This is a genomic window from Daejeonella sp., from assembly GCF_030684675.1.
GTDB lineage: Bacteria > Bacteroidota > Bacteroidia > Sphingobacteriales > Sphingobacteriaceae > Daejeonella.
Genome location: NZ_JAUXXZ010000011.1, coordinates 21,203 through 35,614, shown reverse-complemented (window position 1 = coordinate 35,614; position 14,412 = coordinate 21,203). Strand labels below are relative to the sequence as shown.

7 protein-coding genes are annotated in these 14,412 nt (G+C 39.9%); all 7 read right to left on the bottom strand.

The genetic code is table 11. The annotated features are described in order from the left end of the window. On the bottom strand, positions 1-1,024 hold a 1,024-nt coding region (locus tag Q8M41_RS01980; protein WP_305363563.1), incomplete at its 3' end, for a two-component regulator propeller domain-containing protein. Then, the gene (locus Q8M41_RS01975; RefSeq protein ID WP_305363562.1) at positions 996-1,838 is read right to left on the bottom strand and encodes a Bro-N domain-containing protein; all 843 of its coding nucleotides are present in this window, start codon (positions 1,836-1,838) and stop codon (positions 996-998) included. The genes Q8M41_RS01980 and Q8M41_RS01975, both read right to left, overlap by 29 nt. Before the next feature lie 17 nt (positions 1,839-1,855). Beyond that, positions 1,856-3,898: an ATP-binding protein gene (locus Q8M41_RS01970; protein ID WP_305363561.1), complete on the bottom strand. Its 2,043-nt coding sequence runs from the start codon at positions 3,896-3,898 to the stop codon at positions 1,856-1,858. A gap of 3 nt (positions 3,899-3,901) precedes the next feature. After that, positions 3,902-6,118, bottom strand: coding sequence for an ATP-binding protein (locus Q8M41_RS01965; RefSeq protein ID WP_305363560.1), 2,217 nt, complete (start codon positions 6,116-6,118; stop codon positions 3,902-3,904). 230 nt (positions 6,119-6,348) lie between these two features. Next, positions 6,349-8,007: an adenylate/guanylate cyclase domain-containing protein gene (locus tag Q8M41_RS01960; RefSeq protein WP_305363559.1), complete on the bottom strand. Its 1,659-nt coding sequence runs from the start codon at positions 8,005-8,007 to the stop codon at positions 6,349-6,351. Positions 8,008-8,028: 21 nt separating this feature from the next. Continuing rightward, positions 8,029-8,412 carry a response regulator transcription factor gene (locus tag Q8M41_RS01955; protein ID WP_305363558.1) on the bottom strand — a complete coding sequence of 128 codons (384 nt, stop codon included), beginning with the start codon at positions 8,410-8,412 and terminating at the stop codon, positions 8,029-8,031. Positions 8,413-8,473: 61 nt separating this feature from the next. Then, positions 8,474-14,200: a GAF domain-containing protein gene (locus tag Q8M41_RS01950; protein WP_305363557.1), complete on the bottom strand. Its 5,727-nt coding sequence runs from the start codon at positions 14,198-14,200 to the stop codon at positions 8,474-8,476. Between the last annotated feature and the right edge of the window lie 212 nt (positions 14,201-14,412).

Sequence of the window (14,412 nt, the reverse complement as noted above, 5' to 3'; positions counted from 1 at the left end):
TGACGGTGCCTACCCAAAGCACACCCTCACGGTCTTTATAAACGCAAAGTATATTATTGCTGCTCAACGTGCCGGGAAGGGCAGGGTCGGACCGGTAGGTAATTACCTCATTGGTTTTTTTGTTTATGCGTTGCAGTCCTTCGGTAGTGGCTAACCAAAGAAATCCATCGGCATCTTCGTATATGCCATTGGTGTTGATAGATTGATTGACCTGTCCGCCAGGATTGTAAGGCCTTAGTTGCAGAGGACTGGCATTAGTATTAAGAGTGAATAATCCTTTATTCCTTGTACCAATCCATAACATCCCATCTTGATCCATGCGAGCTGAAGAGAAAATGAGCGTAGTGTCAGTAAACAGATGATCAGGATTGAGCGTATATTTGCCGCTGCGGCGATTAAGCTGGAATGTACGTAAACGCCCTGGCTCTAACATCCAAAACCTGCCCGATGTGTCTTCCGCCACAACACTACCAGTTATATTCGTAAACTGGATATACTCTTCCGTTTTCGGATTGAACCGCACCAAACCTAGTCTAGCAACGCTGATCCAAAAGAAGCCCTGCCGGTCTTCATACAACTTTAAGAAGGTTGTTCCAAAACGGTCAAGAAAAGTTGTAATGCTGCCGGTACGTTTATCTATTCCATTTAATCCTCCTCCACTTGTAGTCACCCACAGGTTGCCTTCCTTATCTTCGTGAATGCCGGTTGTATTGGTACCCGCGATTGTATGAGCCGGGTTGTTGGGATCGTGCTTAAAGACTGTAAAGTTGTAGCCATCGTACTTGTTCAATCCGTAGCGGGTGCCAAACCACATAAAGCCTTCCCGGTCCTGTAAAATACTGGTCACTTGATTGTTCGAAAGTCCATCCTTTTCGGTCAGGTGCTCGAAACGGAGTGTAGAAGATTGACTATACGATGGCTGTGTGAGACGTAAAAGTATAAGAAGGAAAAAGGCAAAGCCGGGGATAGGTTTCATAATTGTGAGGTTAATTCCATCATTTCTTATTGATTTTCTTCTTTTCATAGACAGGCGGCAAAAAATTTTCTCCTGTAATTACTTTTCTTCCCGTTTTATTCTCCAGGGCCAGTCTTGCATCTTTTGCAATGCGGCCGCCTTTCATTCCTGCTGTTGCATTCTGTTTCAATCCTTTTGCCCTATCGGTTTCTGCAATTTGGCGGGTCGAAAGTTCTGCAAGGGCTGTAAAGATTAATTCTGCTTCCGTCATGTGGTCACGGAGATTTTGAGTTTTCAATCCTTTCAGATCTTTATGTTTTTTAACTGATAAACCAGCCCATTCTGTATGAATGATATTAGTAAGAAAAGCAAACTCATCAGATTTCTCTACACCACTTTCCTTCCAATAATCAGTTAATTTATTCCGGGTATCCTGCCCGGTCATCCTCTGCTGTATCCACTTTTCGCTTCTGCCCAGTTTTCGCCAGTTTTCTCTTGCCCTGTCAAGGCCTTGTTCCGGGTCGGCTATTTCCTGCATACGTTCATAACCTACCTTTGCCAGCCATAATTTAAAGGGCTCAGCCTTGGGTGAGGGAATGGATTGAATGAGACGGAGCAATTGTTCTGTATCAGCTACATCTGTCATTCGCATTTTACCATCTTCTGCTACTAATTTCAAACGGTTACAATTTGTAACCGTTTCATTTCCCTCTTTGAGCAGTCGGCTTTTAAGAACTTTCCAGTAATTTCTTGCTCCCTGAAAAGTAGGTTGATTGGTTAGTATAGAAATTACATCCACAACAGAGAAATACCATTTCTCTTCTTTCTCATCCCAGTGTGTTCTTACTTTTTGCTGCTTGAATAATTTATCTTGACTGGTCATAAAATACATTTTATTGTTTAAACAGGTAATTGAATAATAAATGCTGCACCTTCGCCTTCTTTCCCATGCCTATCGGCAGGCAGGGTTTCCACTTTTATTTCTCCACAATGCGCTTTGATAATATCATAACTCAAGGATAAGCCCAATCCTGTCCCTTCGCCTGTTGGCTTTGTGGTAAAAAACGGCTGCATGATCTTGTCTTTGATCCCTTCGGGGATGCCGTTGCCGTTGTCTCTTACGGAAATGACTACAAAGCCATCTTTGACTAAAGTGCTTACTTCAACTACCGGTTTGTATTCTTCATTTTGCTTTGGGCTTTCAGCTTTTCGCTTTTCCTGCACCGCGTAAAACGCATTATTAAACAAATTCAGCAGCACCCGTCCAATATCCTGCTGTACGATATTTACTTTAGGCAGATCCGGATCAAAATTGGTAACCAGTTCGGCATTGAACGATTTGTCTTTTGCCCGATGCCCGTGGTAGGAGAGTTTTAGAAATTCATCGGCCAGAGTATTGAGGTTGGTTAACTGCTTTTCCCCGGTACTCGTTCGGCTGTGCTGGAGCATCCCTTTTACTATAAAATCTGCCCGTTTGCCGTGGTGGGATATTTTTTGGAGATTTTGGGATATATCATCCAGAAGTTCATTTTCTAATTCTTCACTCCGCTCGCTTTTCGCTTTTAGCTTTTCACTTTTGACTTCTTCAATCAGCTCCATGCTCACTTCAGAGAAGTTGTTGACAAAATTCAAGGGGTTTTGTATCTCATGGGCGATGCCAGCGGTAAGCTCGCCCAGGGAAGCCATCTTTTCAGATTGGATGAGCTGGGTTTGGGTTACTTTAAGCTCCTGCAATGTACTTTCAACTTTCTCTTTTTCCTGTTGAACCAGGGCATTTGCAATTTTTTGTTGCCGGATATTGCGCCATAAAAGAAAAGCAATGAATACTAAAATCGCTACCCCGCCTAATAAGCCATAAATTTTAAGCCTGTTATTAAAACGCTCCTGTTGTTCCTGCATTTGCTGAAGCCGCTGCTGTTCAGCCAAACTTATCATTTGTATCTTCCTCATTCGTTCCGGGTTAAACAGACTATTATTTGCGGCGATGGTGAGTGACATATATTTAAGTACACTATCTTTATTTCCTTTAATTCGATAAATATCATTTAAAGAAACAGCGGCCCGCAAAATTCCCTGCATAAAAGGCAGCGATTTTGCAGTGAGAAGAGCTTTTCGGGCATAAACTATGGAAGAATCAGGCTGATTATTTTTTTTAAACCAATTCGACATGAGCTGATAAGAAACACACAAACTTCTTAAATCGTTTTCAACCTGGCCTTCAATAATACTTTGACGGTAATACCGTAATGCCTCCTCATTATTTCCTGAGTGTTCATATAAATTGCCGATCTCCCGGACTACATAGGGGCTTGGGTTCCCTCTGATACTTTGATGTATATCTTTAGAATTTTTTACCAATTCGTATGTTTGAAACAGGTAAACCCTGGCTGAATCTAATCGATTTTCAGATAAATAAGTAAATCCAATATTTGTTAAGGATGTAATTATATTGGTATCGTCAGTCAGTTTTTTATCTTCATACATTTTTTTAGCCTGGAAAAGGTATTTACGTGCCTCATCATAATTTGCTATTGTATGAAACATCAGTCCTATCATATTTAGGGTTTGAACTTTCCCTTCCCAGTCCTGACTTTTGTCATTTAAGTGTAACGCTTCCAGAAAATATTTAAAAGCCTCCGGGGTGTTCCCAGATTCAGCACTGACAAATGCAACCCTGGCCAAACACCTCCCTTCTCCTTTTAAATAAGCAATCCGTCTTGCTAATTTTAAACCCTTCTTACCATATAGTAGTGCAGAATCAGGCTTAGAAAGGCGGTAAGAAGTACTTATATCTGACATAATTAATACCTTAGCGGTATCATTTTTCGCCTGCAATAGCTCCTGCTTCAATCGGGCCGTATGTGGGTTTTGAGCAATCGCGACCTGAACTAAGAAAAGAGAAAAAAGCAGGCAGATGATTTTCATGTTGTATCCTTCCTTCATATCTTATAAGATAATTATAAACTCCGTAAACTCGCCCTGCTTGGTTTCCACTTTTATTTCCCCGCCATGTGCCTTCACAATATCATAACTCAAACTCAATCCCAATCCCGTCCCCTCACCTGTAGGCTTGGTAGTAAAAAATGGCTGCATGATCTTGTCTTTAATGGAATCGGGAATACCGTTGCCATTATCTTTCACCCTGATCTCTATTTTATCGCCATGGGTAGCAGTGCTTACTTCAACTACCGCCTTATAATCTGTATCATGCCCCTGAGGGTCTGCTTTTCGCTTTTCCTGTACCGCATAAAACGAATTGTTGAACAAATTCAGCAAAACCCGTCCAATATCCTGCTGCACCACGTTTAAATTGGGGAGGTTTTTATCAAAATTGGTTTTCAGTTCTGCGTTGAATGATTTGTCTTTTGCCCGAAGCCCGTGGTAGGAGAGTTTTAGAAATTCATCTGCCAGGGTATTGATGTTGGTGGCTTGTTTTTCGCCTGTGCTGGTACGGCTGTGCTGGAGCATCCCCTTTACAATAAAATCTGCCCGTTTTCCGTGATGGGATATTTTTTGGAGGTTTTGGGATATATCATCCAGAAGTTCATTTTCCAATTCTTCACTTCGATCGCTTTTAGCTTTTCGCTTTTCGCTTTTGACTTCCTCTATGAGTTCCATGCTCACTTCCGAAAAGTTATTCACAAAATTCAACGGGTTTTGTATCTCATGTGCGATGCCAGCGGTCAGTTCCCCAAGGGAGGCCATCTTCTCCGACTGGATCAGCTGTTTCTGTGTCGTAAGTAAAGAAGAAAGGGTCTTTTTATTCGTCTGTAACTGCCGGTAAATAAATACCAGGAAAGCGCTTACCAGTAATACGACCACAAAAAATATCCAAAGCATCCGGTTGCGCTGGCTGAGCTGGTTTTCCTGTAACAAGCGTTGCTGATTTAGTTTGCTGATACGTTCCGCCTGTTCCAGTTCCTTTTTTTCACCTTCATATTGAGCTATTTTAAACCTGTTTTGACTGGAATCTAAGTCCTTAGTTAATTTAAAGAAAAGTGTGCTGTATTGAAAAGCCGCTTTATAATTATTTTGCCGGCCATAAAATTCTCCCAACTCCTTTAAATATCTCAGTTGACCCCTGTTGGTTTGTAGTAGCAATGAAATTGAATAAGCTTTTAATAGACTAATTTCAGCTTCCTTGTAATTTTTAACCAGATTATAATACAGGTAAAAAGTGTGATATAATTCACTTTTCAGCCCCTGTCCGACAAGATTCATGCTATTCGCTTCCTTTAAAAAAGGTCGGGCTTTCTCTGCTTCTCTCTGGGCTATGTAAATTCTTGCTTTCCTCAGGAGGCCGTAGAAATAAGGTCTCCCTAAAGAAGTAGCAGGGTATTTGATCAATTCATCAGCATACCTGTGAGCCTGTTTAAAATCCTTCTTATCAATTGCAAGATCGCTTAGGGCATTTGATTGCTCAAGAGGAGTTTTGCCATTATTTAAAGACAATGCCATCTTGAAATATTCAGAGGCTTTTTCTGAATTTCCCCACAACTGGTAAACAACTCCCGCCTGATTTAAGCAATAAAGATAATCCCCGGGGCTGTAACGTTTATAAATATCCGCAGCTTTAAGATAGTTACTTATCGCTAAGTTATAATTTGCGAAAGCCCCATAATACCCTGCCAATCCATTATAGCATGGCGCCGTATTTTGCCATGGGCCGTTTAGCCGGTAATGATTTAATTTTTCAGTGTAAAAGGTATAGCGATCTTCCTGGAGGCCTGAAAAATTATAAAGAATGCGGAGTTCCCATAGGAGGGTAGGTATGATCTGTTTATCCCGGTCGAATTCAGCAATGCTGGTTTTGAGGGTATTAAGGGCCGGTAATAGCTTTCCTTTTTGCCGTAAAAGGTATGCATCACGCAGGGTAGCGTATGCTTTGACGTTTATTAGTTCCCGGCCCTTATTCAGCTTCATTAACTGATCAATATCCTTAAATAAACGAGTGTAGGAGGAATCAGGAAATCGGGGTAATCCAGCATCAATCATTAGCTCCAGGACCTTAATTTTCTCCTTGTCTGTTTTCTTGTATTTTAATTGCGATGCAAGCGAATCATATTGTTTATACAGGTAGTTTTCCTGTGCATACCCGTGCTGCCGGTTGGCTAAGCCCAGCAGGACTGTAAAAAGAAGTATTTTAATTAACGGAGCTTTCATAGTTTGTTTTAATTAAATCCAATCCTTTTTAAAATTTCCTGAAAACGCACATCATCCTGTAAAAAAGCCGCGTGTTCAAAATAATCATATCTTTTGCACAACTAACAGCATCAATAGCAGATGAAAAACTTGTCAAGCAGCAAGATGATGGGACTGGGTCATTTGAACGGCTTCCTGATTATTTATGATGCTTCAATGTTAATATGACTCGATTAGGAGGCCCAAATTTTCTATATACCTGCCCCATTTTCGATTATGCCCTTTTCCATATAAAGTTTTGAATTATTGAGAAAAAATTCGGCCGTCCGGTCTTCGGGATGCACTGCCGCTACTGATAGAAAAGCCTGTTCAGCAGCCCCAAATGAACTGTTTAAATAATTATACATGCCTTGATTAAAGGTAGAAAGGGTCTTTTGCTTTTTAAATATATCCTCTTCCGTATTTCCGCTGAAACATTCGTGAATGTTAATGTGGTTTTGTTTGCCTTTTAGTTGAACCAGACCTAATGACCGTAAATGAAATTTTTCTTTTTGAGTGATCTGATTAAGACTTGCTTCACTTAAAATAATACCGGTTTTGTACTGTTTTGTAAGGCTTTCGAGCCGGGAGGCAGTATTGACTGTATCGGAAATGGTGGTCGCATCCAGCCGGTCGGCATCGCCTGTTATTCCCATAATCAGAGGACCGGTGTGCATTCCAACACCGATCTGTATGGGCTGCTGACCATTTTCATTTCTCTCTGCATTAAATTCAACTACTTTTTTTTGCATTTCAATCGATGCACATAAAGCATCTGCAGCATTACCCGGAAATATCGCCATAATCGCATCCCCGAGGTATTGATTAATAAATCCATTGTGTTTGCGGATAGCAGGCCCCATACGTTCATTAAAAGAACATACAAATCTAAAATTCTCCTCAGGTGTCATTTGCTCAGATAGGGTAGTATAGTCCCGGATATCAGAAAAAAGAACGGTTACAATTTTCTCTACCTGGTCGCCAAGCTTAACATCTGTAAGAACGGTATGCCCCAAAGCACCTATAAATTCATAAGGAACAAATTTTCCGCTTACTTCATTGATCAAACGCATCGCTGCTTCTTTTTCCTGGACTTCCTTTATATTTTTTTCGTACAAAAATGCGCTTTCCATAGCTGAAGAGGATTGTAAGGCAAGGGTTGTAAGCAACTTCAGATCAGCTGCCGTATAATTTACCTCTTCCTTACTGCCCAATATGATGACACCCATTATCCGGTGATTGACCTTTAATGCGGAATAAATAATTGAATTGACTTCTGGTAAAATTATGCCCGCTTCTGCTAATAAAGAGGTATCAGTAATAATTTCAGATTGAATCCCCCAAATAATCTTAAGCAAAAAATGCAGTTGAGCATTGATTACGTCTTCATTAAAAAACGACTCGCCGGAGGTAGCTTTAACCTGTAATTTTTTTGTGCTTTCATTCATTAAAATAATTACCCCATTATCCGATTCAATCACACGCATAGCCTCCTGAAAAGCAATTACACAGATAGAAGTTGCATCAATAGTTTGTGCCAGCTTTTCCGAAAAATTAAAGATCATATTGATCTCCTGGTAAAGGTTCAGCACTTCAGCACCCAGTTTTTTTTTCTCTTTTTCTTTTATTGCTAAATGATCCAGAATGTTCGCTATGATTAAAGCATGTTCATCACCTTTCACATACCCAATAACACGGCCCTCTATTTTTACCGGGTAAGAAAATGGGGGATCCTGTCCTTCTTCACCAGCCAGTATTTTACCCGAATCGTCTTCAATCCAGGCGGCAGCTTTTATTTCATGCATAATTGAATGGATCAGGCTTTCTGTTCCATTCTTTCTGATGATCGATTTTAAATTTATTTGTACCATTTGCGGATGCAAATTTGAATGTCAGTTATCAAGAGCTAATACTTCCCTTGCCTTTGCCAGAATAACTTCCGGGTCAAAGGGTTTGGTCATATACACATCGGCACCTACTTCCTGGCCTTTCAAGCGATCGAGTTCCTGACCTTTGGCGGTCAATAAAACAATAAATACCTTTTCCAATCCAAGTTCCTTTTTTACCCGACGGCACACTTCCATGCCGTTCAATTTAGGCATCATCACATCAAGATAAACGAGCTGAGGGTTCTCTGCCTGAATGATTTCTAAAGCTTGCTCTCCGTTTTCGGCGGTGAAAAAATCAACGCCTTCATCTTCCAGTTCTTCCAGGGTTTGCTCTAAAAGCATTCTAATGTGTGCCTCATCATCTACAATCAAAATTTTTTTTGACATAATTTTCTTTTTAATAAACTGATGTATTCCTTACTGCTTTTTGAATATGATGCTACTCTTCTTACTGATAGACCAGAAAAAAGACATTTTCAAGGCCTTTCTCAAATCGCAGTGTTTGTACAATATCCTGTTTTTCTGACTGTAATGAATTAAGGATAATAATATCAGGCTGGGCAGCAATGGCATTCTCCAATAATTGCTCGCTATCAGATTCTACCACATGGTACCCTTTAGCTTCAAGCACTTCTGTTAATGAACGTACTGCTGCTGAATCTTCATCAACAACCATGACCTTTTTCTTCGACTTACCTTGTTCCAGTAAAGCCCCTACTTCATTAAATAATTGTACTGTGTCTATAGGTTTAGTTAAATATCTATCTACTCCAATTCGGTAACCTCTGATTTTATCCTGAACGATGGATAGAATAATTATAGGGATATCCATCGTTTGGGGATCATTTTTAAGAATAGCTGCTGCATCAAACCCATTCATTTCGGGCATCATCACATCTAAAATAATAAGATCGGGCTTATTCTTGCGTACTGCTTCGAGAGCTTCCTTACCGTTACGTGCCTGTTCAATCAGATAACCAGCATCACTCAGTTCCTGATCCAATAAAGATCGAATAGAATCATCATCATCCACCACCAAAATGGAAGCGTTCTTCGAAATTCCATTAAATGGTGATTTTGAAATCTGATCTTTCAATTGCATAACCAATTGATCGAGATAAAGTGGTTTTAGAACAGGTTCAGACCTGATTATAGGTAAGGCAAATGAAAATGTACTCCCTTTTCCCAGCTTGCTTTCCAGCCAAATTCTCCCTCCATGGTGCTCCACAATCTCTTTACAAATTGGCAGGCCCAAACCAGTCCCTTTGGGTTTATCGGTAAGGGTATCACCACCAACTTGTTTAAATTGCTCAAATACTGCAGCATAATCTTCTGCAGCAATGCCAATTCCGGTATCGGTAATACCAACAATCAATTCATCCCCATCCCTGTACACCTTACATAATACTGATCCTTTGTCGGTAAATTTCACTGCATTTGAAATCAGATTAATAATTACCTGGATCAATTTATCACGATCACCCGCTATAGGCTGAAGGTCTGCTTCAATTTGTTTTTCAAGTTTCAGTGATTTTTGATTGAATAGCGATGCTGTTGCAGAAATCGCTCTTTCTGCAACTTCTGATAATGAAACATCTTCCACATTCCACTCCATTTTCCCTGCTTCAATTTTGGCGAGATCAAGAACGTCATTGATCAAATGGGTCAGCCTTTCTCCCTCTGAGATGACAACTCCAAGGTTTTCAATAATTTGGTGGACCACTTTATCTGTTTTAGGATCAGTGCGGTCTACAGTTGGAAATATTTTTTCATCCAAACGCTTTCGTATGATCTTTGCAAATCCCAGTACAGAAGTAAGCGGGGTTCTCAGTTCGTGACTTACGGTAGAAAGAAAAGCACTTTTAGCATCGTTTGCTTTTTCTGCAGCTTTACTTGCCGCTTCGGCCTCCATTTTCGCTTGCTTAACATCTTCAAATAAGGTTGCATTGTTCAAAGCTACTCCAACAGATGCTGCTATAGTTGATAACAATCGTTGATCATCCTCATTAAATCGATTTTCCTGTTCTGTGCTCTGAACACTTAATACTCCTACAATATCATCTCCAACAGGTATTGGAACTCCCAGGTAAGAAGCAGCAGGAAGACCCATTTGCTGAATACCCATCTCTTCTGTTCTTTCCTGAATATCTTTATTTATCAGTAGTGCTTCTCCTGTAAGAATGATGTTTGAAGTCAGACCATCCCCAATTAATCGTGATGGCATCACTTCTCCATATTGATATGCAAAGCTTATTACCCCGGTCTTTTGATTCAATAAGGCCAGATAAACAATATTTGCATTGAAAAGCTGTTTCATTTGGTCGCCAACAAATTGTATCAGCTCATCTGTATTTAATTGTGAGGCAAGGGCTTTACTAATATTATTTACTGTACTCAACTCTGTTGCCCTTTGCTTGGCTTCTGAAAGCAAATGTGTGGTTTCATCAAATAATCTGGCATTCTCAAGAGCTACACTCATACTATTGGTAAGTGTAGTCAGCAATCTCAGATCTGGTTCTGAAAATGCACCTTCACGATCAACGTTTTGCAGGCTGACTGATCCTTTAACAACGTCTCCCACGAGCATGGGAACAAAAACTGCAGATTTTGGTGGCTGACCCATACTTACTCCTGAACCTCCATATTTTTTGGCAGTTTCCAGATAATCCCTATTGATCAGTAAGGCTTTTTTTGTTTTAATTATCTGCTTGTTTGCCCAAATAATTGGCCTTGGCTCAGAATAATGACGTTCACCTTTTTCTATAGCATATCTCCAATGCTCATTTCCAGTCTTATGGTCAAAAGTGCGAATCAACACAGTTTGTATATCGAACAAATCACAAATTCGATTTCCTACAATTTCATAAATTGCTTGTATGTCCATTTCCCGAACCAAACCTTCCTGAACACTGTTTATCACCGCCAGCTCAGTGGTTCGCTGTTCTGTTTCTTTTAACAAGCGGTTGGTTTCATCAAATAATCTTGCGTTCTCAAGCGCTACGCTCATACTGTTGGTTAAGGTCGTAAGTAGCCGTACATCAGACTCTCCAAAAGCATGTTCCTTATCAACATTTTGTAAACTCACTGATCCCCTCACAACATCTCCTACCATCATCGGAACAAATAAGGCAGATTTTGGGGGTTGACCAGCCGTAACACCCGAACCTCCGTGTTTTAGGGACGTTTCTACATAATTTTCTTCGATGTCTAAAGGCTTCTTTGTTAGTATTAATTGCCGGCTGTTCCAGTTTAACGGGCGTGGATCAACATATTGTCGTATACCCTTTTCTTTTGCATAATGCCAATGCTCAATTCCCGTTTCATGATCAAACGTACGGATTACCAGTGTTTGGGAGTCGGGAAACAATTCACAGAGACGATCACCAACCATATTATAAATACCCTGCATATCCAGTTCATGAGCCAGGCCTTCCTGAACACTATTTATAACTGCTAATTCTGCTGTACGCTGTTCCGTTTCCTTTAAAAGACGGTTGGTCTCATCAAATAAGCGTGCGTTTTCTAATGCTACACTCATGCTATTTGAAAGAGTTTCCAATAGCCGGACATCAGAGTCGCTGAAAGCATTTTCTTTGTCCATATTTTGAAGGCTAACATAGCCCCGAACCTCTGTACCTGCAACAAGAGGCACGAACAAGCTGCACATTGGCATTTCTGTATCACCAATGGCTGTTACTCCATATATAACTTTAAGCTGTTTTTTAGTTTTCAAATAAATAGTATGCCCATGATCCAATAGATCCTGACGCAAATTGTTAATTGGTCTTGGTGGGATATTTACTTTTTGACCATTTTCAAAAACATAATTAAAGTGCTCATATTTTATTACAGGATCAAATGAAGCAATAATTACAGCCTGTGCATTAAAAAGCCTTTGAACCCGATCACCAACGAGTTCATAAATACCCTGCATATCTAACTCCTTTGCCAAACCTTCCTGAACACTATTTATAACTGCCAATTCTGCGGTTCGTTGTTCTGTTTCTTTTAGCAGGCGGGTAGTTTCATCAAAGAGACGGGCATTATCCAATGCCACACTCATACTATTAGATAAGGTTTCTAACAACCGAACATCAGAGTCGCTGAAGGCCCCCTCAACCTCCATATTTTGTAAACTGACATAACTGGTTACTTTATCTCCAACAATTAAAGGAACAAATACTCCCGATACCATCATTTTTGTTCCGGGGATTGAAACACCCTTGAACCAGGTAAAAGATTCATCCTTGTTTTGAATAACTATTTTTTGCTTACCACTAATGAGTTTTAATCGTAGGTGATCCAAGGGCCTTGGTTCAGGATAGAACCTTCCGCTTTGATTGAAATTATATTGAAAATGTTCCAGCCCATTTTCATCATCCAATGTTGCAATTATGACTGATTGCGCATTAAATACCTGGCGGATCTTATTTCCAACCAGATCGTAAATGGCCTGCATATCCAGTTCATTTGCAAGGCCTTCCTGTACACTATTAATAACTGCCAATTCTGCAGTACGAAGTTCAGTTTCTTTAAGTAAACGGTTGGTTTCATCAAAGAGCCTTGCATTCTCTAATGCTACACTCATACTGTTGGTTAGAGTAGTGAGTAGTCTTACATCAGAATCAGTAAAGGCATGTTCCCGGTCCACATTCTGGAGACTTACCGATCCTCTTACAACATCCCCTACAATCATCGGTACAAATACAGCCGACTTAGGTGGTTCTCCCTTTACAACTCCCTCAGAACCGAATTTTTTAGCCTTCTCCACAAAATTATCATTGATCAGTAAGGGTTCCTTGGTGGTAATAATAATATTGTTAGTCCAAATAATTGGTCTTGGGTCTACCGAGAAACGCACTCTCTTTTCAATGGCATATTGAAAATATTCCAGTCCGGTATCATGATCAAAAGTCCTGATCACTAAGGCCTGTGTATCAGGAAACAATTCGCACAATCTGTCGCCAACTAATTCATATATAGCCTTCATATCCATCTCACGCACCAATCCCTCCTGTACACTATTTATAACCCCCAACTCAGCTTTTTGCTGTTCGGTTTCTTTTAATAAGCGGGTGGTTTCATCAAACAGTTTTGCATTTTGAAGCGCAACGCTCATACTGTTTGAAAGCGTACTTAAGAGACGGACATCAGAAAATGAAAAAGCATTTTCCTGATCAATGTTTTGAAGACTTACATATCCGGTTACCCTATCGCCCACTTTCATAGGCATGAACAAGAGGGATTTTGGCATTTCTGTTCCCGGTACTACCCTTAAACCAAACTCTGCAATTGCTTTCCCTACATTTTCGTTAATCAGAATATTTTGACCGGTTTGAATAAGGTGTTCCCTTACCTTATCAAAGGGTCTGGGCTTTGGAGAAGAAATTTCTCCATTTTCAATAGCGTAATTAAAATATTCGATCTTATTTTGCAGATCAAATGTGGCAATTATAACTCCCTGAGCATTAAACAGATCACGGATACGGTTACCTACCAAATTATAAATACCCTGCATGTCCATCTCCCTCACCAGGCCTTCCTGAACACTATTGATCACAGCCAGTTCTGCCTTACCCTGTTCGGTTTCTTTCAGAAGGCGTGCAGTCTCGTCAAACAGGCGGGCATTTTCCAGAGCCACCCCCATACTATTTGCCAGGGTTTCTAAAAGAGATATATTATTCTCACTGAAAGCGTTCTCTCTATCAACATTCTGCAGACTTATATAGCCGGTAATCTTATCCCCCATTACAAGAGGAACAAATACGCCGGATATCATTATTTTTGTTCCGGGTAATGCACTTTTCCCAAGCCATTCAAATGCTTCTTCCCTGGTATTTAAAACAATTTTCTGACGGGAGGTGATAAGATGTTGTCTTAATTTATCAAGAGGCCGGGATTCCAGATAAAAACGCTCGCCATTCTCAATGGTATATTTAAAGTTTTCTACCGCAACATCCTCTTCGAATGTTGCAATTATAACAGCTTGAGCATCAAACAGATCTCGTATACGATCCCCAACAAGATCATAAATCGCCTGTATTTCCATGTTCATTACCAAGGCCTCCTGGACACTATTGATTACCGCCAACTCCTCAGAACGTTGGTTGAGTTGATTAGAAAGCAGGATTATCTGATCTTGAAGTAATTCATTAGGAAGTTTTTCTTTCGCCATCAAAATAGTTATTAATAAAATTAAAGGGTATAGTAGAATCTAAATTTCAAAAATTGGTAAGTCAGAATATCATGGTAGCATAAATATAATAAATTAACCTTCGTTTAATAAAATTGCGATACTATTGTTTTGATTTTAAACTGCATTGTTCTTTAAATCATTCCACCAATATATTAATTGATATATAAGACTTTTTGTTAATCGCTTTAATA